We start from the raw sequence: 352 nt of genomic DNA on the forward strand, positions 1-352 counted from the left end.
CAGACTTTGCGACCACGGGCTGAATTATGTTTCTTTTGAAAGGTTTACTGAAGAAGAAATTGCCGGAATTTTTAGAAAGAAAAGAGAAGGAGAAGACATTTCTAACCTGGAAGCCGAAAAATTTAAAACGGCGATCCTTTTATTTTTAGGTGAAAAATATCACGAAAAAGGCTGGGTGCAACAATTTCACCTTGGTGCCCTTCGGAATAACAATAAACGGATGCTGAAGCAGCTTGGGCCCGATACCGGTTGGGATTCCATTGGTGACTACAGCCAGGCAGAAAACCTGTCGAAGTTTTTAGATGCATTAGATGGAAAAAACAAGCTTACCAAAACTATCCTTTATAACCTG

General features: G+C 40.3%; 1 protein-coding gene. It reads left to right on the forward strand.

Annotated features, from left to right (window positions below; translation table 11 throughout):
* A partial coding sequence (locus tag RM539_RS20000; protein ID WP_311505184.1) for a glucuronate isomerase occupies positions 1–352 on the forward strand: 352 nt, incomplete at both ends.

The sequence above is a fragment of the Autumnicola musiva genome, assembly GCF_031846585.1.
Classification (GTDB): Bacteria; Bacteroidota; Bacteroidia; order Flavobacteriales; family Flavobacteriaceae; genus Autumnicola; species Autumnicola musiva.